Annotated in this window: 17 protein-coding genes; 12 read left to right on the top strand and 5 right to left on the bottom strand. The window is 37.6% G+C overall.

The window, feature by feature from the left end; all coding sequences use genetic code 11:
- The first annotated feature begins 4 nt into the window (after positions 1-4).
- On the top strand, positions 5-844 hold the full coding sequence (locus EV142_RS17425; RefSeq protein ID WP_132037114.1) for a DUF4249 domain-containing protein: 840 nt from the start codon (positions 5-7) through the stop codon (positions 842-844).
- A 70-nt stretch (positions 845-914) separates the two neighbouring features.
- Here the strand turns inward: EV142_RS17425 and EV142_RS17430 are convergent, their stop codons facing one another.
- Entirely contained in the window at positions 915-1,655 is a 741-nt protein-coding gene (locus EV142_RS17430; protein ID WP_132037115.1) for a PrgI family protein, read from the bottom strand.
- A gap of 247 nt (positions 1,656-1,902) precedes the next feature.
- Between EV142_RS17430 and EV142_RS17435 the strand changes: the two genes are divergently transcribed.
- A complete protein-coding gene (locus tag EV142_RS17435) occupies positions 1,903-2,442 on the top strand; it encodes a hydrolase (protein WP_132037116.1) in 540 nt (179 codons plus the stop codon).
- Positions 2,443-2,545: 103 nt separating this feature from the next.
- Here the strand turns inward: EV142_RS17435 and pgl are convergent, their stop codons facing one another.
- From pgl to gndA, 3 genes are read right to left on the bottom strand one after another with little or no spacing between them, the layout of a single operon-like run.
- The gene (gene pgl, locus EV142_RS17440; protein ID WP_132037117.1) at positions 2,546-3,262 is read right to left on the bottom strand and encodes a 6-phosphogluconolactonase; all 717 of its coding nucleotides are present in this window, start codon (positions 3,260-3,262) and stop codon (positions 2,546-2,548) included.
- Position 3,263: 1 nt separating this feature from the next.
- On the bottom strand, positions 3,264-4,778 hold the full coding sequence (gene zwf, locus EV142_RS17445) for a glucose-6-phosphate dehydrogenase (RefSeq protein ID WP_132037118.1): 1,515 nt from the start codon (positions 4,776-4,778) through the stop codon (positions 3,264-3,266).
- Between the two features lie 21 nt (positions 4,779-4,799).
- A complete protein-coding gene (gndA, locus tag EV142_RS17450) occupies positions 4,800-6,206 on the bottom strand; it encodes an NADP-dependent phosphogluconate dehydrogenase (RefSeq protein ID WP_132037119.1) in 1,407 nt (468 codons plus the stop codon).
- Positions 6,207-6,570: 364 nt separating this feature from the next.
- Between gndA and EV142_RS17455 the strand changes: the two genes are divergently transcribed.
- From EV142_RS17455 to EV142_RS17485, 7 genes are all read left to right on the top strand, one after another.
- Positions 6,571-7,137 (top strand): RNA polymerase sigma factor, encoded by a 567-nt coding sequence (locus EV142_RS17455; RefSeq protein WP_132037120.1) that lies wholly within the window; start codon positions 6,571-6,573, stop codon positions 7,135-7,137.
- A 279-nt stretch (positions 7,138-7,416) separates the two neighbouring features.
- A complete protein-coding gene (locus tag EV142_RS17460; RefSeq protein WP_132037121.1) occupies positions 7,417-8,262 on the top strand; it encodes a FecR family protein in 846 nt (281 codons plus the stop codon).
- 75 nt (positions 8,263-8,337) lie between these two features.
- A complete protein-coding gene (locus EV142_RS17465; RefSeq protein WP_132037122.1) occupies positions 8,338-11,571 on the top strand; it encodes a TonB-dependent receptor in 3,234 nt (1,077 codons plus the stop codon).
- A gap of 492 nt (positions 11,572-12,063) precedes the next feature.
- Complete coding sequence (locus tag EV142_RS17470; protein ID WP_132037123.1) at positions 12,064-13,365, top strand: hypothetical protein; 1,302 nt, start codon at positions 12,064-12,066, stop codon at positions 13,363-13,365.
- Between the two features lie 149 nt (positions 13,366-13,514).
- The gene (locus EV142_RS17475) at positions 13,515-14,360 is read left to right on the top strand and encodes a T9SS type A sorting domain-containing protein (RefSeq protein ID WP_132037124.1); all 846 of its coding nucleotides are present in this window, start codon (positions 13,515-13,517) and stop codon (positions 14,358-14,360) included.
- Positions 14,361-14,461: 101 nt separating this feature from the next.
- Positions 14,462-15,235 (top strand): hypothetical protein, encoded by a 774-nt coding sequence (locus tag EV142_RS17480; protein ID WP_132037125.1) that lies wholly within the window; start codon positions 14,462-14,464, stop codon positions 15,233-15,235.
- 35 nt (positions 15,236-15,270) lie between these two features.
- Positions 15,271-16,626, top strand: coding sequence for a S41 family peptidase (locus EV142_RS17485; protein WP_132037126.1), 1,356 nt, complete (start codon positions 15,271-15,273; stop codon positions 16,624-16,626).
- A 115-nt stretch (positions 16,627-16,741) separates the two neighbouring features.
- On the opposite strand, the gene EV142_RS17490 is transcribed toward EV142_RS17485, so the two are convergent.
- Positions 16,742-17,410, bottom strand: coding sequence for a response regulator (locus EV142_RS17490; RefSeq protein WP_132037127.1), 669 nt, complete (start codon positions 17,408-17,410; stop codon positions 16,742-16,744).
- Between the two features lie 1,044 nt (positions 17,411-18,454).
- Here EV142_RS17490 and EV142_RS17495 point away from each other — a divergent pair.
- The 3 genes from EV142_RS17495 to EV142_RS17505 all read left to right on the top strand — a co-directional run bounded on the left by EV142_RS17495 (position 18,455) and on the right by EV142_RS17505 (position 24,342).
- Positions 18,455-21,370 (top strand): S8 family serine peptidase, encoded by a 2,916-nt coding sequence (locus tag EV142_RS17495; RefSeq protein ID WP_132037128.1) that lies wholly within the window; start codon positions 18,455-18,457, stop codon positions 21,368-21,370.
- Between the two features lie 171 nt (positions 21,371-21,541).
- Positions 21,542-22,573: a ligase-associated DNA damage response exonuclease gene (locus tag EV142_RS17500; RefSeq protein ID WP_132037129.1), complete on the top strand. Its 1,032-nt coding sequence runs from the start codon at positions 21,542-21,544 to the stop codon at positions 22,571-22,573.
- A 167-nt stretch (positions 22,574-22,740) separates the two neighbouring features.
- Positions 22,741-24,342 (top strand): ATP-dependent DNA ligase, encoded by a 1,602-nt coding sequence (locus EV142_RS17505; protein WP_132037130.1) that lies wholly within the window; start codon positions 22,741-22,743, stop codon positions 24,340-24,342.
- The last annotated feature ends 170 nt before the right edge of the window (positions 24,343-24,512 follow it).

Below are 24,512 nucleotides of genomic sequence, written 5' to 3' on the forward strand. Positions count from 1 at the left end.
GAACATGCAAAGGATTCAAAACGATATTTTTAAAAGTAAAGCACTTACTTTATTCAGCCTTCTTTTTATGCTGTTTTTTTCATCTTGTGAAGATGTAGTAACACTTGATTTAGAAAGTGGTGCACCCAAAATAGTAATAGATGCCGAGATCATCTGGAAAAAAGGAACAACGGGTAGTGAGCAGGTCATCAAAATCAGTAAAACGGCTCCGTACTATAATACCACTACGCCAAAAGTTTCCGGAGCACAGGTACGAGTTGAAAATAGCGCTGGTACTGTTTTTACTTTTAACGAAACCGAACCCGGTTCTTATGTCTGTACTAATTTTGTTCCGGTTCTCAATACAGATTATACCCTTTTTGTAACCGCAGAAGGACACAGTTTTAAAGCCGTCGAAAAACTGACTTCGGTGACGCCAATTGATAAAGTAGAGCAAAAGATGGTTCCGGATTTTGGAGGAGAAGATGTAATCGAACTGACTTTTTATTATAAAGATCCTGCTGATCAGGTCAATTTTTATCTTACGGATTATAAAAGTGCATTCCTCCTTTACCCGGAGTATGAACTAAGCGATGATGACTTATTTAATGGAAATGAAATAAGCACAAGATTCTCAGATGAAGATATGAAGCCCGGAAACACCGTTGAGATTATGCATCGCGGCATTTCTAAAAACTTTTATAATTATATGAATTTACTTTTAGAAGGGTATGGCGGAAACCCTTTCTCTATTCCTCCGGGAAATGTCAGAGGTAATATTGTCAATACCACTGATGCCGATAATTTTGCTTTCGGTTATTTCCGACTTTGTGAAGCAGATGCGGTTTCATATGTAGTGAAATAAAATTTTTAATTGAAGGTTGATTTGTAATTACATCTGGCATACAATACGTAGGTCAGATGTTTTTTTAGGTTTATTTCAGAGCATCTTTGAGATCGTGATACCCTTTTTCTAAATAATGTTCACAATCCGGCCATAAAGTTTGTCCTTTGGTAATCCAGGATAATCCGAAAGCTTCTATGGCTACAGCTTCGAGAATAAATACCACCGGAACATTTTTTAAAAACGAGGGCTTAAAAACAAAATACACGCCAAGCAGTACAATGCAGGCAATAATAACCCAGCCGCAAATAATGTAGATCACATTTCGTTTCTTTTTTTGAGGGGTAACCACCTGTTGGTCGTCTTTTAACTTTGGAAAATAGACTAATGATATGATCGCCAGAGCAATAAAAAATAAACCGGCAAAGATAAAATGCCTTTCAATTCCAAAAACAATCGGAACAGCTTCATTGGCAACATGTATAGTAGTAGAGCGGGCGCTGGTGGTGGCTGTTGGACTAAAGGCAACACCAATACCGCAAAGGGCAGCAAGGGTCGTTAATCCTTTTTCTATACTATTGTATCCATTATACGTAAATAGAAATACGCCCAGTACACTCAACAATACAACCAGTACATCTCCATTGCTGGTGTAATAATAATCACTGATGGAGGGTTCGATGAGTTTTTCGCCGCTTGCCGTTTTGGTGGTCAAAACTAAAATAAGAGGAAGCAGTATTCCCGAAAAGCCAATTAAATTTCTCATGGTCAGATAAGACAGCACCAGTTCATTTTCTGCTTCTTTTTGTATATCTGATTTTTTAGTGGGCATGGTTTTAAGATTTAGGGGTTCTCAATTTCAGCTAACGAATCGTCTTTTTAGTAGGGCTAAGATAAGTTTTTTTGGGAAGAAAAACGCTAAACAGGCCATGATAAGAAAATCTAAATGTAGCGGATAATAACGGCATAATTCGTTAGAATTTATTCATCAGGTAATTCTAAATCCTTAAGATGAATTCTTAACTTTACCGGATGTATTAAAAGTTACATCGTTAAAAAATAGTAGTAAATAAGGACTTATGCTGATACAGGAAAACACAGGATTGATTCTAATTGATGTTCAGGGCAAATTGGCGCGTATCGTAAATGAAAGCGAAAAATTAATTTTCAATCTTGAGAAAATTATTCGTGGGGGTCAAATACTGGAATTGCCCATAATCTGGATCGAACAAAATCCGCAGGGACTTGGAGCTACAGTACCCGAATTAGCAGGACTGTTAAAAAATCAACAGCCTTTGGAAAAGTATTCTTTCAATGCGATGGAGAATGAAAGCTTTAAAAAGGCAATCATTGATTCAGGCAGAAAGCAATGGCTTATTTGCGGAATTGAAGCCCATATTTGTGTCTACCAGACGGTCTTAGGATTGTTATCGCATAATTTTGAAGTTGAAATTGTAGCCGATTGCGTTTCTTCGCGTGCAAAAGAAAATATTGATCTGGCCTTGAAAAAATTACAGCATAAAGGCGCTGATGTAACGACTGTTGAAATGTGTCTTTATGAGCTTGTTAAAAGTTCGAAAAATGAAGTCTTCAAAGAAATTCTAAACTTAATCAAATAAAAAAATCAACGTAAAATCAAAAACGAGTTAAATATCTTAATCAGGATAATTAACTCGTTTTTTATAATGTATATCTGCTGTTTTTCAATGCAGAAGAAGCGTATTAAGCTTTCCCCGCAGCGCTTTTATCTACAAGAAACAGCAATTCTCCTGAAACAGGTTTTATCAACTGCATCGGATAGGTAGCGGGATTGTAATCTCCATGCAATACTTCCTTCAGGGCAGGTGCTTTCTTTTCACCAAAAGCGACTACGACAATCTTCTCTGCTTTGTTAATCAGCGGAGCAGTCAAAGTGATACGGTGCATGTTCTGGGATTCAAGACGATAGGCGGCTACCCATTTTTCTTTTTCGTTTAAAACGGCTTCTCCCGGAAAAAGGGAGGCGGTATGGCCATCATCTCCCATTCCCAGTAAAATAAGGTCAAATTTTCCGTCCGGTCCCAAAATACTTTTTACGGATTGTTCGTATTTCACCGCATAATCTTCAGCTGAAATACCATCTTCATACATGGTAAAAATATTTTTTTCAGGAATCGGAACATGGCTTAGAAGCGCCTCGAAAGACATTTTCGCATTACTCAGGTTGTCGTCAAGCGGAACCCAGCGCTCATCACCCCAAAAAATATAAACTTTACTCCAGTCAATTTTGGTTTTATATTCAGTTGAAGCCAATAGGCGGTAAATACCCGCAGGCGATGAACCGCCGGTAAGTACAGCCGAAAATTGCCCTTTCTCCGTTATTGCTTTTTGGGCGGCTGTTACAAAAATGTCCGCCGCTGTACTATTAATAGCTTCTATAGTATCAAATATCTGTATCATTTTAAACTTTTTCGTTTTCAGTTGGTGTATTAGGAACCCAGGCATGTCCTTGTCTTGCCAATAATTCATCTGCAGCTTCAGGTCCCCAGCTTCCGGCTTTGTAATTCGGAAAATTGGCTGGTGCATTATTTTTCCAGAATTCCTGAATCGTATCAATGGCATCCCAGGCCTGTTCTACCTGATCCCAACGCATAAACAGGGTAGGGTCTCCCACCAAAGCATCAGAAAGCAGTGTTTCATAAGCTTCCGGTGACATCGTAGAACACTGAAAATAATCAAATACCATTTCTGCAGGTCGTAATGAAAGTGACAGACCCGGTTTTTTGGTCATAAATTGCAGCTTGATATCCATTGCCGGCTGAATATTGATAATAAGTCGGTTAGGCGTCATTCCTTCATTGCCATATGAAAAGGAGGAGTGTGGTACCGGTTTAAACTGAATGATAATAGAAGATTGTTTTTCCTGCATTCTTTTTCCGGAACGCAGATAAAACGGAACACCCTGCCATCTCCAGTTGTCCAGATATATTTTCATGGCCACATACGTTTCCGTATTGGAGTCCGGTGCAATTCCTTTATCCTGGCGATATCCCGCAACAGGACTGCCCTTTATAAAACCGGCATCGTATTGCCCTCTTACGGTATAATGATCCACTTCTTCCGGTTTGATGCGGCGAATAGAGCGCAGTACATCTGCTTTACGGTTTCGGATATCATCCGCCCCCAGTGAAGCCGGTGCCTCCATAGCCGTCATGCATAAAATCTGAAGCAGGTGGTTTTGTATCATATCCTTCAAAGCGCCGACTCCTTCATAAAATCCGCCGCGCTCTTCAACCCCCACTTCTTCGGCCACCGTAATCTGGACAAAATCAATGAAATTGCGGTTCCATAAAGGCTCAAACATCGAATTACCAAAACGGAAAGCCAGTATATTCTGAACAGTTTCTTTGCCTAAATAATGATCGATGCGGTAAATCTGTTCTTCCTTAAAGGTTTGTGAGAGCATTTCATTGAGTTCAATCGCTGAAGCCTTATCGTAACCAAAAGGTTTTTCAATAATAATCCGGTCTTGCCCGACATTAGGCGTAAGCCCTATTTTTTTAATATAAACTGAAATAGTAGTGATGAAGGAAGGTGCAATTGACAGGTAAAAAAGTCGATTGGCACGAATCCCGAAAGTCTGATCAATACTGGTTAATTTTGAATTTAATTCATGATAAGATTCTTCTTTGTCAATATCATGCCTTAAATACGTTATACGGGAGATGAAGTCCTTCGTTTCTGCACTGGATACATCTGATTTTCTTGAAAACGTTTTTAAATTTTCAAGGACGTAATTGCGAAATTCGGCATCACTTTTTTCAGCCCTTCCAAGTGCTATGATCTGAAATTTTTCCGGCATTCGGCAATCCAGAAACAGATTTTGAAAGGCAGGAAAGAGCTTTCTTTTTGCCAGGTCACCCGAAGCTCCAAAAATTACGATAATAGTTGGGTTGATATTTTTTACAGTACTCATTTTTGCGTCGCTTAAAGGTTCTTAATCATTCCATTCCGTATGAAAGACACCAGGGGCATCAATACGTTCGTAGGTGTGCGCTCCAAAATAGTCGCGCTGTGCCTGAATTAGGTTGGTAGGAAGATTTTCAGATCGGTAAGCATCAAAATAAGCCAGAGAATTCATAAGTCCTGCAACCGGTAATCCCTTCTGTACGGCAAACTGAATCACGGTTCTGATTCCGTTCTGACTCTCATTAAGTTTTGCGGCAATATCGGCATCTAAAAGGATGTTCGGTAAGTTGGCGTCTGTGGCAAATGCTTTTCTGAAATCTTCCAGCACATTTGCACGAATGATACAGCCTCCACGCCATATTTTGGTAACAGTCTCCAGATTCAATTCGTAATTGTATTCCTTAGAAGCAGTTCTCAGCTGAGCCAGTCCCTGCGCATAAGTAATCAGAATAGCAAAATATAAGGTTGACTTTAGTGAAGCAATGGCTTCGGCGGCATTTACAGCTGCCGGATCGTTATTCCAGATCAGTTTCGTGGCTGCCTCAATTCTTTCGGGTTTGCTTTTAGACATATCGCGCATCACTACCGCAGCATCAATGGTCGGAACCGGAACCTGCAGGTCCATGGCATTCTGGGAAGTCCATTTGCCTGTTCCTTTCGATTTGGCCCAGTCTGATATTTGGTTGATAAGTCTCAGGCCGTTTTCGTCTTTTTGTTTCAGGATATGGCCTGTTATTTCAATCAGGTAGGATTTAAGATCAGTCTCGTTCCACTCTTCAAAAGCTTTCTGAATGGTATCTTCATCGAGATTATAACCACGTTTCATGAGGTCATAGATTTCAGAAATGAGCTGCATAATTCCGTATTCGATTCCGTTGTGAACCATTTTAACGTAGTTTCCGGCGGATCCGTTTCCTAAGTATTCCACACAAGGTTCTCCTTCAACTTTTGCTGCTATCGCTTCAAAAATAGGGCGAAGTCTTTCATAGGCTTTTTTATCTCCTCCGGGCATCATGCTCGGACCGAATCGGGCTCCTTTTTCGCCTCCGGAAATTCCCATACCAAAGAAGTGGATTCCTTTAGCCGATAATTCGACAAATCTTCGGTCGGTATCGGTAAAATACGTATTACCGCCATCAATGATAATATCTCCTTCGTCAAGATGTGGAAGCAGGCTTTGAATGGCGCTGTCGACAGGTTTTCCGGCAGGTACCAATAGCATGATCGCTCTTGGACGCTGAATTAATCCGACAAAATGTTTAACGTCTGTTGTTGCTTCGAGTGTATGTTCCGCATCAGCTTCCTTTTGAAGAGAGTTGACCTTTTCCGGATCTAAATCTAATCCTGCTGCGGCAAATTTTTGGCTGGCAATGTTTAAAAGTAAGTTACGGCCCATTACGCCGAGACCGACAATGCCAAAATCAAATGTGTTCATAGTTTTTCAAATTAACTAAATTATTAGTGTGCTGTTGTTCACAATACTGCAAGAAAATACGCTGTATTGCTTATGTCGTGCTAAATTAGACAAAAAGGTTGGAATATTAAACAATTAAGCCCAGCCTTTAAATCTTTGCCAAATAAACTTGACATACGAACAAAATTAAAGGAAAAGTCGCATAAAAGGGATCTCTTTCCGAAGTGCCTTTTTCAGAGGGCGGGTAAATTATTTTTGTGTTATAAAATCACTTCAGGTTGTAGATCAAATATTAATAAATCATTAAATGACGAAGCGCGTAAAATAACGGATGTTAGTTTAAGATAATTTTGTAAGGATTGTTTACCTATTTTAAAACTGCATTATGAATACTATTTTGATCACCAGATTGCGCGACGGAGATGATTCTTCTTTTAAGGAAATCTATGAGCTATATCATTTCAAAGTATTTTGTTTTGTCAAAAAATATACGGCCCAGCTTGCAGATGCCGAAGATATCACCCAAAATGTTTTTATTCACCTCTGGAAGTACCGCACTAAAATTGAACCGGGAATAGCGCTGGATGCCGTTTTGTTTAAGAGCAGTAAACAGGAAATTTCAAAATGGTATAAAAAGCAAAATAAAGTTCTCTCGGTCGAATACGTTCAATTGATAAAAGAACTGGATAGTGCTGATGAAGTGGACGAGAACATTTCGCTCAAGCTGGAAAAATTAGAAATGCTGTTGCAGCAAATCCCTGAAAAAAGGAGAAAAATTTTTACACTGCATAAGTTTGAAGAAATGAGTTATAAGGAAATTGCACTGGAAATGGGCATGTCTCAAAGTGCTGTTGCCAACCAGATTTCCAAAACACTGCAATACCTTAAAAAGAATTCCGTAAAAAGCTATGAACTGTATTGGTTTGCCCTGGTATTCATCAATCACTACTAGGCGCTTATTTTTCATTTCAGTTTTATAGGTTATTACTGCAGGAGGCATCAGACAATGGTCAGGATCAGAACTCCTATGTAAATTAAATGTAACTTATTTTTTAGCTGTTTTAGCTAACTAACTGTTTGTTAGTGTTTTGTTGTTGTTTGTTTTTTTAGAGCATTAACAAAAGGTTAAGTGTCGCATACCCCCGTGATTTTTTGAAGCAGAATAATCTAATGTACATAAACAGGAGATATTCGCGATTTTTCCTGGTACAATTAATTTTACTGATACATAATGAAATCGAACAGACTACGTGAAGAATGGGATGAGTTGCCGCAAAAAGGAATATTTTCTGATGAAATAAAATTCAGGATGTGGAATACTATTCAAAATGCCACAATTAAAAAACGCAAACGTATTTATCAAAAAGCAATTGCGGCCTGTATTATTCTTTTTATTTCTATTGCAGGATATCAGTCTTTTTCTGCCTTAGATTTTGTTACAACTCCTAAAGTGGTCACTCACACCTTTCCTCAGGATATCCGATTATTGCGTTTATCTGACGGAACAAAAGTATGGGTGAATGAAAATACCCAAATTGAGTATCCGGAACATTTTGCAGCCAACGAACGAATTGTAAAATTAAAAGGAGAAGCTTTTTTTGAAGTGGCACGAGATACCACGAGGCCTTTTATCATTAGTTCCGGTGACATCAAAACGACCGTTTTGGGTACTTCTTTTGATGTGAAAGCGTACGGAAAAATAGCGGAAGTAAATGTACGTACAGGTAAAGTAAAAGTAGAAAGCTCCCAAAATACTGTTTTTTTAGAAAGAGGAGATGCGGCGCTGCTTAGTCCCGAAAATAAGACCCTCAAAAAACACAGAATAACAGTTTTGGAACCGGAATGGAAAAAAGCACTCCTCGATGTTGACGGATTAAGTCTGGTAACCGTTATCCAAAAGCTGCAGGCAGATCACAATTTCACCCTGAAATACGCCAGTGAAGATTTAAAATTATTGCAGATAAAAGGAACCCTGGATACCAGACAGGGAATCCCGGAAATAATACAGACTATTGCTTTCGCTTTAGAAGTAACGATAAAACCTATTGGTGACAATACTTATATGGTCAGCAAATAGAGATGCAATTTCCTGACAAGACAACAATATCAAACTATAATAAACAAATACACACCTAAAACAAATTATTGACTTATGAGCGATTTTTTCAGGCAATTTTCAATTGCTGTACAAATTCTGTTTTTCAGCCTGTTTCTCGGTACAGCGAGTATATATGCACAATCTGGCACCGTGTCAGTAGATTTTAAAAATGCTTCGCCAAAAGATATTTTTGAAAATTTAGAATCCCGGACTCCCTATCGCTTTGTTTATCAAAAAGACATCGATTTTAGTAAACCGCTTGTGACGCTAAAAAAAGACAATGTTAGTATCGATGTTATATTACAGGAACTTCAGGTGCTGACCAATTTAAATTTCAGAAGAAACAACACCAATATTGCGGTCAATAAAAAAACGGCTTCCACCAAAAAAGTAGGAAACATTTCGGGAAAAGTCGTCGATAAAAACGGTCTTGCTTTACCGGGTGCCTCCCTAAAAGTAGTAGAGACCGGAAATACTACGGTTTCAGATTTTGATGGAAATTATTCCTTTAGTCTGGAAGAGGGAACTTATGCATTGGAGATCAGTTATGTCTCCTTTCAAACTCAGAAAATTACAGACATAAAGGTATCCGGGGAATCTGATGCCGTATTGAATGTAGTGCTAAAAGATGATGCAGAATCCCTGAATGAAGTGGTGATTACCCAAACTTACCAAAAAGCGACTGCTTCTACCGAAGGAATGCTGCTGCAGCAAAAGAAAGCGGCTCAGTTTTCAGATGGTATTTCTGCCGAACAAATTGCCCGAACTCCGGATAAAGATGTTGGAAGTACCTTAAAAAGAATCACGGGCGTCACTACAATTGATGATAAATATGTAGTCGTGCGTTCTATGGGGGAGCGTTGGAATCAGGCGGTAATGGACGGAGTGAATCTTCCGAGTACCGATCCGAACCAGCAACAGTTTAATTTTGACATTATCCCTACCGCGATGGTAGAAAGTGTTATTGTCAGTAAAAATGCCACTCCGGATATGAATGCCAATTTTGCCGGTGGTTATGTAGAGGTAAAAACCAAAGATATTCCGAAGAAAAATTTTATGACATTCAGCATAGGAACTTCCTATAACAGCCGAAGCACTTTTAAGGATCGCCTGACGAAACAAGAGGGAGAAAGCGATTATATCGGATTCGATGATGGTACGAGAAGTTACCCTTCCGGTTTGGTAAATATCGCTGTACCTACTACCGAAGCAGCATCAGGGCCTTTTTTAGAACAATCCAAAAGGTTTACCCAGGATAATTTTACAACGTATAAAACATATGCCGCTCCGGGAACTTCAATGCAATTTGCCGTAGGCCGTGTTTATGAACTAAAAGACAATAACAAATTTGGTTTTGTAGGTTCGCTGATCTTCAAAAACACACAGGATCAGTTAAAAATTGATCATACAGAGAGAGGATCTTACATGCCTAATACGGAATTTACAGCCGGACCGGAAAATGGTTATTCGACTTTTAAAAAATATGGATTTAAAAATTCAGGTGCCGCTTATAATTTCAATTCAACACTGGGGGGAATGTTTAATGCGGGAATTCAGTTGGGAAAGCATAAAATTACAACCCGAAATACCTACATGCACATGTACGACAGTCAATTGACTCAAATTACGGGTTGGAATTTATATAATGGTAATTTAGAGCAAATAGTAGAAGGAAGCTTTTTACCGTTTACACAGGAAACAAGTTATCCTGTCTACCAAAAATTTATACAAAACAAAATTGAAGGTAATCATCGTTTTGAAAATTTTGAAATTAACTGGTTTGGTGCTTTTACAACTACATCAAAAGACACTAAGGATGCTACTTTTTTGACACAGCGTAGAAAAAAAGTTGGAGACGATGTGCTTTTATATCAGGAAATTTACAATAGCTCGCCGGATAATTTTAAGAGATCAAATTTTACCAATAGTGAAAAAGATTATAATGTAGGAATTAATTTTAACTATGCTTTTGATATTGGGGAATCGATTAAAAACAATATCAAAGCAGGTTATTTCGGTACCTATAAAAAAGCAACTAATCAGCAGGAAACAGCAGCAATGGTTACTTTAGGACAGCCAACTGAAACTGCTGTTGTTGATTTTCCTTACTCCCAATTACTCGATGGCTCCTATTATAAGTGGGGTGGTTTCGGATGGAACAGAATCACTACTTATGGCAATGAATATATAGGAGATGTTAAAATTCATTCTCCTTTTTTAATGCTCGATAATAAAATCAATCCATACATAAGATTGGTATGGGGAATGCGCGCCGAGAGTTATGTGTATACTCAGATTGCCAGCCAGTCTGATAATTCAGGCAGTTTTGAAACCGCACAATTAGACGATGATGTCTGGCAATATCTTCCTTCGGCAAATTTAACGATAAGCCCGACAAACAAAATGAATGTGAGACTCGGTTATAACAAATCGGTCCTGCGTCCTCAGTTTGCAGAGCGTCTGAACATGCCCTATTATGATCCGGTACGTAATGCACAGGTTTTAAATTACACTGGAGGAATTGTTTCGACTTTAGTAGATAGTTTTGATTTTAAGACGGAATGGTTTCCAGCTCCGGGTGAAATTATTTCTTTTGGTATTTATCATAAAAATATTAAAAAACCAATTGAAGGTGTTACACAGATAGGAGCAGATGGGGGCACGAGATATATTTATAACATGAATTCCGATAGTGCTAAACTTTTTGGAGTTGAATTTGAAATTTATAAAAATTTATCCTTTCTGGGTGAAGGAGATCTTTTAAAGAAAATATTTCTGTGCGGGAATGCAGCATTCAATGATACCAAGGTTACGGGATATGTAAAAATAGATGGTACCGGGGGACTTTATGAAGCAAACCGACCATTATATGGTCAGGCACCTTATAATTACAATTTAGGTCTGGATTATATTGGGGAACGCGCAGGGTTCAGTATTAGACACAATGCAATAGGCGATCAGTATATTTTAGTAGGATTTGATTATGATGCAGAAGAAATACGCATGCCTTATGCAGTTACAGATGTTCAGGTCAGCTACAAGTTGTTTAAAGAAAAGAATTTAGAAATAAAGTTAGGAGTTAAAAATCTTTTTGACACGGCTATTGAGACATACAATAATTTCAATAGTTATTCAAAGATTAATGATGTCGAATTCGGATCCAATCCAAGAGATCAAAGAGGACTTGGTGCTGGAGCCACAGATAAATACGATCCTTTTATCGATCAAAAAAAGTTTAAAGCCTGGAGCGGAAGAACCATAAGCTTTTCTATGAATTATTCTTTTTAGTAACATTGAATTGCTGATTTCAGTAATAAAAGACTACTAAAATTAAGAAAACGTTAAGGATAAATTTTCACGTGATTTTTTACTCTGTTGAAATCTAATGTATATAAAGGACCATAGATTTTTTAATATCAATAAAATCGGTTTCCAAATTAATTTCTTTGAAAAAAGGTTGCAAGTAGTTACTAAACATTTCAGACGTACATAATCTGCAAAAAAAACCAGACCGGAAAACGGATCAGAATGGTAAAATAGATTTTCACGTTCTCTAATATTTGCGGTTGTATTTGTTTCCGGTTAGAAGAGAAATGACCTTTCGCCTGTGCCCTGAAAGTGAAAGAAGAATATGCAGGGATAAGTCTCCGGTGGTAAACGGAAAGCTTATTAAAAAACTTTACCAAAAAAGGAAAGGTCAGAGGGAAGAAAATTTGCTGCTCTCCCCAAAGACCTCAAGTGTAAAATATAAGCAGCAAAGTTAATCAAAATTCAGTTATCATGAAAAAAGTTTTTTTGTTCGCGATTGCAATTATTTTCTTCAATTCTTGTCAAAATGATGAAGCAAGTGCTGATTCTTCATTTGCAATGAAATCTGCCAGCGCAGATTATTCAGGTTATCCTGCTACAGTACAAACTGTAAGTGGTAACATTACTACTAACACTACCTGGACAAACGACAGAGTTTGGGAAGTTAGCGGAGTTGTTCGTGTAATAGGAGCAAAATTAACCATACAACCAGGAACTTTCATTAAAGCTAAAGTATTAGCCAGTGGAGCTACAGGTGTAGTGGTAATTACTAAAACAGGTCAGATCGATGCTCAGGGTACTGCAACAGCACCTGTTATCTTTACAAGTTATAATTTGTTAGACGGAAATGCTACTACAAAAGCAACTCCCGGAGATTTTGGAGGACTTGTTCTTTTAGGAGATGCTCAGGTAAATACAGGTTTAACTACCAATATTATCGAAGGTTTAGGAGATCAGCCAACACCATCTGATTTTTATTACGGAGGAACAAACAATACACACAGCGCCGGAGCTTTAAACTATGTTCGTATCGAGTATGCAGGTCGTATTTTAGATGCAGCTACAGGTGTTGAAATCAATGGTTTAACTTGTGGTGGTGTTGGTAGCGGTACTGTTATTGATCACGTTCAGGTATCTTACGGAAGAGATGATTCATTCGAATTCTTCGGAGGAACAGTAAAAGCAAGCCATTTAGTTTCTTTTGCTCCGGATGATGACAATTTCGATTTTGACTTTGGTTACACAGGAACGATCAATAAAGCAATCGCTATTGCTGATACAAACTCGACACATAGTTTAAGCGGTGGAAACCCGGATTCAAACGGTATCGAATTAGATAATAACGCGACTGGTACTTCGACTACAATTATCACAAGACCGGTAATTTCTGAATTATCAATCATTGGTGCAAATTCAATTGCAGGTGGAGCTCTTTATGAAAATGCAATCCACGTACGCAGATTAGGACAAATAAGCCTTACAAATGCTACTGTTACAGGATATGTTACAGGAATCAGATTTGAGTCTCCTTCATTACCTGCAAGTTCTGCAAGAAGCTTTTTATCCGTACATGCTTTCACTGATCCTATATTGCCGGTTGGAACATCTTTAGGTGCAGGAAGTTCACCAGCGTCTACTGCTACAATTGCAGATTCATGGGCTTTAACACAACCATTTTTTAATATTGCTACATTAAACTTAGCAGGAGCTACAGGTGCATTTAAGACAGAACAAAACTGGACAAACACCTGGACAAAGTTTATTAATTTCTAATTAATACTATAATTATTTAAATAATTTAACAGGGCTGTCTAAAAGGTGTGTTTATTGTTTTTTTACTAAAAAGGAGGATATGTTCGTATGCAGTGTTGGTATGCATCTGTCCTTACTTTTTAGGCAGCCCTTGTTTTAAACAAAAAAAAATGAAAAAAAAATTACTTGTATTCGCTTTTATGCTCGTTTCCGGAATTGCATCTGCACAATTTACCATATGGGAAGATGATTTTGAGGATTCAGATGTGTCTGACTGGACTTTATTAGATACAGACGGGGATGCCGTTAATTGGCTTGCTCGTACCAATCTTCAGGTAGATGAAAATTATGCTGTGATAGAAGGTACTAATAAGATCTTAGGGACGTATAATATCAATACGGAAACGCTGGAGTCTCTTGGGCGTACACAAAATAACTGGGCCATTGCTCCGGCAGTCGATTTGTCTTTTTACAGCGGCGGCATGCAATTAATCATAAATGCACAAAAAGCAATATTTGACGTCACTAATAACTTGTACGTTTACGCTTCTGTCACCGATACAGCTCCGGGTTCTTTTACTCAGATCGCCACTGTAGAAATAAAAAGAGAGGATATGTTAGCTACTGAATTTAAAGATTTCACAGTAGATATTTCTCAGTTCGCAGGTAAGTCACAAGTATATTTCGCTCTTGTAAGCGCACCGGATCTTGCTATTGGTTACGAAATAGACAAAATTTCAATTACAGCCGCTTCATTAGGATTGGAGGACATACAAGGAAAAAAAGCAACAGTATTAAAACAAAATCCTGTAAAAAATTATTTGCAGTTGCAGTTAAGCGATGCTTTAAATGCAGAAGATATTGCTGTAAAAATATACAATACAGCAGGTACATTGGTTAAAGATGCCAAGTATAACGATTCAGGGATATTACTTGATAATCTGTCAGCCGGTGTGTATTATCTTGTTCTTGAAGACGGTGAAAAAGTTGAAAAAATCAAATTTATAAAAGAATAAGCACTCCTTTTTTACACACTGTTCAGGAAATCATTTGTACCCGCAGAAAACAATTAAGGCATCAATAAAACAATCATTTTTAATAATTTACAATTAAACGCATGGATAATTTAGTTAAAGTAGTAATTGCTTTTTTAATCACCACTATTTGTCTTTCCTCTTGTACCAATGATAATTTAATTCCGATCAATCAGGAGCAAAAGGCAGGAAAAGTGGTCATAAAAGGATATAATGCAATGCCCGATTCTATTCAGGTTTCATTAGATGGCAAATTGCTGCTTATTGACAAGCATGATGCTTTTGTGAAAAAAGTAGAAAAAACATACGAATTTGTATTTTATGATAATAGTATTAAAACAATAGCCATTATCAATAAAAAAACAAAGCAAATACTGCATTCCTACACCTTTACTACCGCTAAACCAGTGGATACACTTTCATTCTATGCCAAAGAAAATATCTGGATTGAAAATGTACTGTCGCAGAAACCCGGAACTTTAAGTACAACAAAACACACTGGATACAGATTCATTTTTCCAAATTTCAATCTGTATGCAAAAAGCAGCTATACCGGTACTTTGGATGCGATCATCACAAAAGCAAACGGACAGGAAATCGGGGTAGTTCAGAATATAACGAAAAACAGTTTTAGTACTTTTTTGGAATTTCCTTTCAGTTCACCACCGATCATAAATGTTGAGCTTGTGAAACACGGAACCAGTGAATCATATATACCTGGAAAAAAAGTTACTTTTCAGACCATTATGCAAACCAATAAATCCAAATTAATCGTTTTGGAAGAAAAAGCAGATGCAAATGGTGTTTTTTCAGGAGTAGAAGGAACAATTAATTTAACCGATTATTTTTCTTTTTAAATTTTTAAAGAACCAATTTGAATGCTGCAGTATCCATGAAAAAATATCATTTTATTTTTAAAGGTCTTCTTTTTATTCTTTTTTCCCTCGCGGTTTCCTGCCAGAGTGAGGATGAACCCATTGTTTACAAAGAAGGCAGTACCGAATATGTAAACAGCTGGATGTACGAACAGATGAAAAAGTATTATCTATGGAGTGAAAACATATCGGATCGTACCAATTTGTCTTTAGATTCAAAAGAATATTTTAAGAAATTATTGCAGGCAGACGACCGGTTTTCTTATGCTACCCAAGCGTCGTCACCGGATACATTTCCCAAAAGTATCAGAAGCAGCTATGGATTTGATATGGCTGTTATAGAATACGAGGGAAAAGTCTACGGAATGGTTTTATTTGTACTTTCAGATTCCCCTGCCGAACGAAATGGCATGAAAAGAGGCCAGCTCATCAAAGCCATTAATGGTACCTTATTCAACAGTCAGAATTTTGAGAAGCTGTATGTCGATTTAGCCCATTCGGATCAGGCAAAAATACAGTTAACAGAATATGCTGCACAAACAGGCTTTTCAGCAGTAAAAGAAATAGAGTTAGGGCGTGGTTTTACTTTTTCCCAGCCTATGATTCATAAGGTTATTCTAAACAATACCGAAAAAACAGGCTATCTCGCCATTCCTCATTTTGATATTGGACTTGCATCACCCTTATTGCAGGTTTTTCAGGATTTTAAAAATCAATCGGTTACCAAAGTTATTATTGATCTAAGATATAACGGAGGAGGAGATGTTTCATCGGCTGCAGCATTAAGTATTATTCTGGCGCCTGATATTAAACCGAATGATTTGTTTATAAAGTTCAAAGGAAATAAAAATGGAGGCCTGGTCAACAAATCGTTTAAGGAAGCGCTGGAAATGAATGAACCTACTGTTAGCTATGAAGCCTTACGGGCGGCACATCCGGCCATTGAGGAAGTATATGTTTTATGTGGAAGCCATACTGCATCGGCTTCTGAAATAATTATAAATAATTTAAAACCCTTCATGAAAGTCATTTCCATAGGGGAGAAAACAACAGGAAAAGATGTGGCAGGTTTTGCTATAGAAGACAACAGGATTTCGGGTCAGCAGGGATGGACACTCTATCCGGTTATTTATAAACTAGCAAATGCCAGCGACGAAGGCAATTACAGCAATGGCATAACACCTTCTGTTGTACTAAATGAAATACAAAATCTGGAAATATTTCCGCTTGGAGATACCAGGGAAACTTTAATGAATCGGGCACTGAACGGGGTATCGGCTGCTAAACAAAGTACTTTTTCTTCTGTAAAAGTAATTCCTCTGAAAACAATTCAGAATGACACGGATCATTTTCTGGAGGTCAATTTTAAATAAAATTCCTAAAAGGCAGTAGGAAGATAAGAGCACACAGATCGGGGCATTTCTGTATTTGAAGCACTATCTTGCCTGTTAGTAATTTTATGAAGTGTAAGAGAGTAGTTTTTTTATTCTATAACAATCCTAGTTTTTTTGCTTTTTCTATTAAATCCTTATCACTTCCTTTTCCTTGTAAAAGCTGATCTTTTATGCTTGCTTTTCTCTTTTCTATGGCACTCATGGAAAGCGGAATATAATCGGGAAGATTAACTGTTTTAACACCTTCAGAGATCAAAATCAAAATGTGATTATCGTGGTTGTCCCAGTTTATATTTTTTTTGAATAATTCTCTTTGCGATTCAATTATCGTCTGACTCCGGAATATCTCTCCTTCCATAATTTTTTTACAAATAATTGGAAATAGTTCAAAATTGATATCACTTTTGGCTATAAATCCTTCCGGCTTTAAGCTTTTGATGATCTTATCTACCGTCAAAGGCTCACTGTGCATAGTAAGAAGTACGATCTTACAGTTGGGAAATCTTTGCCGGAGTAATAAAGCCAGATCAGTACCATTATTGATATTGGCCTTTTTGTAAGAAGGCAGATTAATATCCAATAAAGCAAAATCTATAGTTATATCTTGTTTCAGATAGAAATTTATTTTATTGTATGCATCTTCACAATTGTAGCTCTTTATAAAATCAGGTGTTTTGTTTTGATAATTATTTTCAGATAGTAGGTTAATATAACTGTCAACGGTCATGGGGTGATCGTCAACTATCAAAATGCTAAAAATCATATTTATTTAATTATTTATAGCAAATCTAACTAAATATTACGGATAAACCGTACAATTAAAATAAATCTTCTTTATTTTTTTTCTTTAAATTATTGTGAATTTAAATTGATATTCTAAAGATAAAAGTATAATTTATAGCATTATATGCTGTAAAATAAGGGCTTTTCAATTTAATTCAAATTAAATAAGTGTTTTTTCCAATGTTATGGATTTGTAATATTAGAGATAACATTTAGAACTGTTTTCGATATGTTACTGCCTGATTGTAAAGGAATTGAATTTTCACAAGTAATGTTGATTTTTATACATAAGTACTGTCCTTTTTTTATACCCAAAATTTAAAACTGTAATTGATCCGATACTCTCAAAAGATTTAATAGTGAATTGCAGTAAGATATTTTGTACTCCGAAGTTAAAATAGAAGCCAGCCTTTTGGCTTTTTTAGCATAATCTTTTCTTAAATTAAATACGATTCCCCTTAAACGAAAATCCCGTGTCAAAAGCTGCTCATTTGATATTTTATTCAAAACCTGAAATTTTAAGTATCGTTTTTAAATAAAATTTGGAGTCAGTTGACGGTCCAATTCGAATTATACCTTCCGGTAAGAGAATCTGTACAACATTTGTGTCGTTAAGGCTTTTTAAAAATTAATTAATTATTTGAATTCACCCTCAATTACGACTGTTTTTTTAATAATTCTAAAGTATTTTAGTTAAAATTAAGAATTTTCTTCTAAAATATGTAATGTGTTTTAAATCAGGTATTTATACGCTATTTTAAATCCTCTTCTTTTACGAATTTTAGCATACTTAAAATTAATCTTACAAACGAGATTATTTTTTGTAAATAAAATGGAGCAAAATTCAATCTCAGAAAATAGCGGTTGACCACCATTAAACTTTATTAACCCTTTAAAAACCAGAATTATGAAAATGAACAAAAAAGCACGCATTCCGTTCTTTGGAATGTTTACGACCAGAAGCCCTCCCCATTTTTTATCAGATTTTAAAATTTAAAAATACAAACCATTAAATCTAAATCACATGAAAAAATTATACCAATTTATTTTCCTTTGTGTATGCGGAATAACCTATTCGCAAACTCAAAACGATATCGAAACGATCAGGTCTAACAGTAATTTATCAGAACTGGAATCGTTAAGTTTAAAATATAAGGCCGAAGCCGAGAGAAACAAAGCATTAGCTTTAAGTTTGGCCAAAACGAACGGCTGGAGTGTGACATTTACCAATAAGGATGGAACTGTGAGCGAGTTAATGGGCGTTTCTCCGGACGGCAAATCACCAATTTATTTTACACCGGATAATGTAAATGCCGCCAAATCTACCAGAGCAAACTTTTTGAATTCAGGCGGCGGATTGGGACTCAACCTTAATGGGCAATCCATGACTGCCTACGTCTGGGATGGCGGCGCTACACTTCCTACTCATAATGAATTTGGGGGAAGGGTTTCTATTCTGGATGGTGTTACTCTTCTCACAGCCAATAATAATAGCCAGCACGCCAATCACGTGACCGGAACTATTGTAGCAGCAGGTGCTGTTGCAGCAGCAAAAGGAATGGCCAATCAGGCAAATGCAAAAACCAATGAATGGAATAACGACTTAGCTGAGGCTGGTACAGCCGCTACAAACGGAATGTTATTATCCAATCATTCGTATGGATGGGGCTTAAGAAATGCTTCAGGTGCTGTTATTATGGCACCCTGGAGGTTTGGAGCCTATGAAACATTTGCAAGAGATTGGGATAACCTAATGTTTAATGCTCCTTATTATTTAATGATAAAAGCGGCAGGTAATGATGGTACCGATAATACGGCAAATACCAGCCCGTTAGGAGGTAATGCCAGTTATGATAAACTTACAGGATATGCCACTGCCAAAAACAATCTGGTTATTGCCAATGCCAATGATGCTGTTATTAATGCTACTACAGGGGCATTAACAAGCGTAACTATTAACACCTCAAGCAGTCAGGGGCCAACAGATGACTTAAGAATAAAACCGGATCTTACAGGAAACGGAACTTCAGTATATTCAACAGCTACACTGACAGCAACACCAACACCTTTGACTAACAGCAGTTACGGGAATGCAACGGGAACTTCTATGGCCTCTCCAAATGTTACAGGGACTTTACTTTTATTACAGCAGCATTATAAAAATCTGAAAGGGAATTTTATGCGTGCAGCAACACTAAAAGGATTGGCTTTACACACTGCAGATGATGCCGGGGCAACAGGACCTGATGCTATATTTGGCTGGGGTTTACTGAATGCCAAATTTGCAGCAGAAACCATTACAAAAAACGGAACATTTGCCATTATTCAGGAACATACCTTACCAAACGGAAGTAGCTACAGTTTTCCTGTAACCTCAGATGGTGTAAATCCATTAATTGCTTCTATATCCTGGACAGATCCTGCCGGAACAGCCAATTTGGGAAGTATTGTAAATGTAAGTACAGCCAGACTTGTAAATGATCTGGATATAAGAGTAACAAATTCATCAGGTACAGCTCTTCCGTACAGATTGCTGTCTGCTACAGTAAACGGACTGGGTGATAATACCAGAGATCCTTTTGAGCGCATTGCGATTAACGGAGCCGCAGGTAATTACACAGTAACAATAAGCCATAAAGGTACTTTGGTAAACAACCTCCAGAAATATTCTGTAATTGTGACTGGTATAACAGTACCTATTGCTGATTTATACGTTAAGGACAGACCGTTTGACACAGGAGCAGAACCAAATCCGGATTCAGGCCCGATGTGGATCAGTGATGATATTTGGGTAAGACAAAATATTGATGCCGGACTAACACATGAAAATCCGGAATATAAAACAAGTTCCCCTAACGCAGTATACATAAGAGTTTATAATAAAGGAACAAATCCGAGTTCATCAGCAAAAGTAAAACTCTATTTTGCTAAAGCTTCATCCGGATTAACATGGCCGACTAATTTTGTAAATTTCAGTATAGGAACTGTAAAACATGGCGATGAAATCGGAGAAGTAAGTATCCCGTCAATATTGCCGGGCAGCAGTACAATTGTCATGGTTCCGTGGTATCCGCCAAATCCGGCAGATTTTGCAACTGATATACACCATTTTTGCCTAACTGCCAGAATAGAATCACCGAGAGACCCAATGGCGAATGAAGTAAATAATATCTCAATTGCTGCCAATGCCAAGAACAACAACAACATTGCATGGAAAAACCTGAGTGTTTATAATTTAAATACAACAGATGTTGTCGCACCAACGGCAGTTTTTATAAGAGGAATAAAATCTAAATTAATCAATATAAAATTTGTCGATAAAGGATTTAATGAAGAACTTAAAAATAATTTCTTTGAATTAGGCGGTACAATTGAAGCCACTCTGGACGAACGTTTATTCGAAAGAGCACAATCCAACGGAAGTCTGAAAGGTGTAAAAATCCTGGATAAAAATAAAATCCTGATCACTTCCAGAGAAGCATCAATTGCTAATTTACCAATCGGTATTGGGGAAACTTTTACCATGACATTCGATTTTAGGGTAGCACAGGATTTTCCGGAAGATCAGCAAATCACTTTAGACCTTGTTCAGGAAGATGCCCAAAAAGGGGAACTTGAAGGAGGGGAGCGTTTTGCCCTGGTAAAAGCAGATAAACCTAAAAAGGAGTCAAATGAAATTGTACTTAAAGAAGCAGCTGAATCAGGAGTAATTACCATTTATCCTAATCCTACAGATGGTATCTTTACGATAAATGTAAGCAATGGGGAACAGGGAACCTTAAAAATAATCAATATATACAACGGAGTAGTTTTTGAAGAAAAAAACAATAAACAAAAAGAATTCCATGTCAATATTGCCAAACAAATCCCGGGAATTTATATTGTTCAGTTTACTTCTGAAAGCGGAATAGTAACTACCAAAAAAATCATTAAAAAATAATTTGCCTTTCTTTTGACCTACTTTGAAAAGCAGCCTTCGGGCTGCTTTTTTTATAAAGTAATGTTTATTGAAGTTTTGTAATAACAAGTATGAATCGTGTAAAATTTTATAAAGTTAAATACACTAATTTTAAGATTCTGAAAGTGAAAGAATTCAGAAAATTAATAAAAGATGAATCCTCCATTACTAGCATTTAACGACAAAGGGATATACTGCCAGCAGGCCGATGTGTATCTCGATCCCTGGCGTCCCGTAACCAATGCCATCATTACCCATGGCCATGCCGATCACTCGCGCTGGGGACATAAAAATTATATAACACATCATACCAATGTACCCATTATCATACACCGCCTGGGAGAGATCAATGTTACAGGAAAAGACTGGAATGAAACTTTTACGATAAATGGCGTTAAATTTTCACTCCATCCTGCCGGACATATCATCGGGTCTGCTCAGATCAGGGTAGAATATAAAGGTGAAATCTGGGTTTTTACCGGGGACTATAAAACAGAAGATGACGGCATTTCGGTTCCCTATGAAGTGGTTAAATGTCATTCTTTTATCACAGAATGCACTTTCGGATTGCCCGCTTTTAAATGGACACCGCAAGCCGAAGTAATGACAGACATCAACAATTGGTGGGCAGAAAATCGCGCCGAAGGAAAAACCTCTGTGCTCTTTGGCTATTCTTTAGGAAAAGCACAAAGGTTATTAAAATACCTGGATACCGACATCGGAAAAATATATACCCATGGCGCTATAGAAAACATGACCAATGTCTTACGGCCAATGGTCGATTTTCCGCCAACTACCCGAATAACTTCCGAAGTAAAAAAAGAAGATTTATTGGGCAGTATAGTGCTTGCTCCGCCAAGTGCCCACGGTAGTACGTGGATTAGAAAAATGACCCCTTTTGTTACCGGCTCTGCCAGTGGCTGGATGGCTTTTCGAGGTGCAAGACGCCGCCGTGCAGTCGATCGCGGATTCGTTCTAAGCGATCATTGCGACTGGACAGGTTTACTCGAAAGTATTAAAGCAACCGGTGCCGAAAAGGTAATTTCAACTCACGGTTATTCGGATATTTTTTCGAACTACCTTCAGGAGTTAGGCTATGACGCCCGAACTGCTCATACACAATACGAAGGAGAATCAGGGGAAATGGATAGTAAAAAAGAGAATGAGGAAGAGAATAGAGAATAGAAGCAAGATGAAAGAGTCAAGAATAAAGAGTATATAAACAAGAGCATATAAACAAGAGTATATAAACAAGAGTATATAAACAAGAGTATAGAGCACCAGATCTTGACTCTTACATCTTGACTCTTACATCTTTCATCTCACCTCTTCCTCCAAAAAAATAAAAAAAAATGAAAAACTTTGCCGAACTTATAAAAACACTGGACAGTTCTAATAAAACTTCGGTAAAAGTGGATGCTTTAACGAATTATTTTCGCAATGCGAGTGATGAAGATAAAGTCTGGACCATTGCAATTCTTTCGCACCGGCGTCCGCCAAGACCGGTTAATACTACTTTATTGCGATTATGGGCCAATGAATTGGCAGGTATTCCGCTTTGGCTTTTTGAGGAAAGTTACCATATTGTGGGCGATCTTGCCGAAACGATTGCACTCGTGATTCCAACCACAAAAGAACATTCTGACCGAAGTCTGACCGAATTTTTACAGGAAATTATAGCCTTAAAAAAGAAAACCGATGTTGAGAAAAAAGAATATCTCCAAACCAACTGGCTTGCTTTAAATTACTACGAACGTTTTGTTTTTACCAAACTCATTACGGGAAGTTTCCGGATTGGTGTGAGTCAGAAGTTAATGACGAGGGCGCTTTCGAAAGCAGAAAATATTGAGGAAGATGCGTTAGCTTATAAATTAATGGGCGATTGGAATCCTAATAAAATTACCTTTCAGGAATTGATTCTGGACGAAAAAAGCAGCGACTATTTATCGAAACCGTATCCGTTTTATCTGGCGTATCCTGTGGAAGGAGAACCTTCGAATCTGGGAAATGCTGAAGACTGGAGCGCCGAACATAAATGGGACGGTATTCGTTCCCAGACGATTATCCGTGAAAACGAAATTTATGTCTGGAGTCGCGGCGAGGAATTGGTGACAGATAAATATCCCGAATTCGCTTCTTTTATCGGCGTTATTCCCGACGGAACCGTCATCGACGGTGAAATCCTTCCCTTTATAGACAATGAAATAGGAACATTTAATGATCTTCAGACGAGAATTGGACGCAAAACGGTTTCTGCTGCCATCCTGAAAAAAGCCCCCGTGATTATAAAAGCGTATGACTTGCTGGAATGGAAAGGCGAAGACATCAGGAATCTTTCTTTTGAGGAACGCCGTATCTTGTTAGAACAATTGTATGAAGATATAAAACACCATAACATTCCGTTACAGCTTTCCGAAAGAGTACAATTTTCAAACTGGGAAGAATTGACAGCAGAACGAGTACGTTCGCGCGAAATGAAAAGCGAAGGCCTGATGCTGAAGCGTAAAGATTCTCCCTATCTCGTGGGAAGAAAAAAAGGGGACTGGTGGAAGTGGAAAATAGAACCTTTAGTCATCGATGCCGTGCTGACCTACGCCATGCGCGGACACGGACGGCGTTCGAATTTATTTACCGATTATACGTTTGCCTTATGGCAGCAGAATGAAAATAACGAACGCGAATTAGTCACTTTCGCAAAAGCTTATTCCGGTTTGACGGATGCAGAGTTCCGAATGGTCGATGACTGGATTAAGAAAAATACACTGGAGCGATTTGGTCCCGTGCGAAGCGTAACACCGCAGCTGGTTTTCGAAATTGGGTTTGAAGGAATAGCACTTTCGAAAAGACATAAAAGTGGGATTGCGACACGATTTCCAAGGATTCTGAGATGGCGTCACGATAAAAAAATGGAGGATGCGAATTCGATTGAAGATTTAAAAAGTATGATTGTATAGCTGTAAAATAGTACGCGGATGACACGGATTCACTAAAACGAAAACACGGATTAAGAACGGATTTTTTGCATTTTTTGTCATTTCGATGCAGGAGAAATCACACGAGAAACTCCGCAACCAGAGTAGCCAATCTTTGTCGAATTACGAATGCGACTGACTTCGTTTCTTCG

The sequence above is a fragment of the Flavobacterium circumlabens genome, from assembly GCF_004345565.1.
GTDB classification, from domain to species: Bacteria; Bacteroidota; Bacteroidia; order Flavobacteriales; family Flavobacteriaceae; genus Flavobacterium; species Flavobacterium circumlabens.

Excerpts from the sequence above, each read along its gene's own strand:
- EV142_RS17460 (WP_132037121.1), top strand. The coding sequence starts at position 7,417 with ATGAAATCGAACAGACTACGTGAAGAATGGGATGAGTTGCCGCAAAAA.
- EV142_RS17495 (WP_132037128.1), top strand. The coding sequence starts at position 18,455 with ATGAAAAAATTATACCAATTTATTTTCCTTTGTGTATGCGGAATAACC.
- EV142_RS17480 (WP_132037125.1), top strand. The coding sequence starts at position 14,462 with ATGGATAATTTAGTTAAAGTAGTAATTGCTTTTTTAATCACCACTATT.
- gndA (WP_132037119.1), bottom strand. The coding sequence starts at position 6,206 with ATGAACACATTTGATTTTGGCATTGTCGGTCTCGGCGTAATGGGCCGT.
- EV142_RS17485 (WP_132037126.1), top strand. The coding sequence starts at position 15,271 with ATGAAAAAATATCATTTTATTTTTAAAGGTCTTCTTTTTATTCTTTTT.
- EV142_RS17490 (WP_132037127.1), bottom strand. The coding sequence starts at position 17,410 with ATGATTTTTAGCATTTTGATAGTTGACGATCACCCCATGACCGTTGAC.
- EV142_RS17430 (WP_132037115.1), bottom strand. The coding sequence starts at position 1,655 with ATGCCCACTAAAAAATCAGATATACAAAAAGAAGCAGAAAATGAACTG.
- EV142_RS17455 (WP_132037120.1), top strand. The coding sequence starts at position 6,571 with ATGAATACTATTTTGATCACCAGATTGCGCGACGGAGATGATTCTTCT.
- zwf (WP_132037118.1), bottom strand. The coding sequence starts at position 4,778 with ATGAGTACTGTAAAAAATATCAACCCAACTATTATCGTAATTTTTGGA.
- EV142_RS17425 (WP_132037114.1), top strand. The coding sequence starts at position 5 with ATGCAAAGGATTCAAAACGATATTTTTAAAAGTAAAGCACTTACTTTA.
- EV142_RS17475 (WP_132037124.1), top strand. The coding sequence starts at position 13,515 with ATGAAAAAAAAATTACTTGTATTCGCTTTTATGCTCGTTTCCGGAATT.
- EV142_RS17505 (WP_132037130.1), top strand. The coding sequence starts at position 22,741 with ATGAAAAACTTTGCCGAACTTATAAAAACACTGGACAGTTCTAATAAA.
- EV142_RS17470 (WP_132037123.1), top strand. The coding sequence starts at position 12,064 with ATGAAAAAAGTTTTTTTGTTCGCGATTGCAATTATTTTCTTCAATTCT.
- pgl (WP_132037117.1), bottom strand. The coding sequence starts at position 3,262 with ATGATACAGATATTTGATACTATAGAAGCTATTAATAGTACAGCGGCG.
- EV142_RS17435 (WP_132037116.1), top strand. The coding sequence starts at position 1,903 with ATGCTGATACAGGAAAACACAGGATTGATTCTAATTGATGTTCAGGGC.
- EV142_RS17500 (WP_132037129.1), top strand. The coding sequence starts at position 21,542 with ATGAATCCTCCATTACTAGCATTTAACGACAAAGGGATATACTGCCAG.
- EV142_RS17465 (WP_132037122.1), top strand. The coding sequence starts at position 8,338 with ATGAGCGATTTTTTCAGGCAATTTTCAATTGCTGTACAAATTCTGTTT.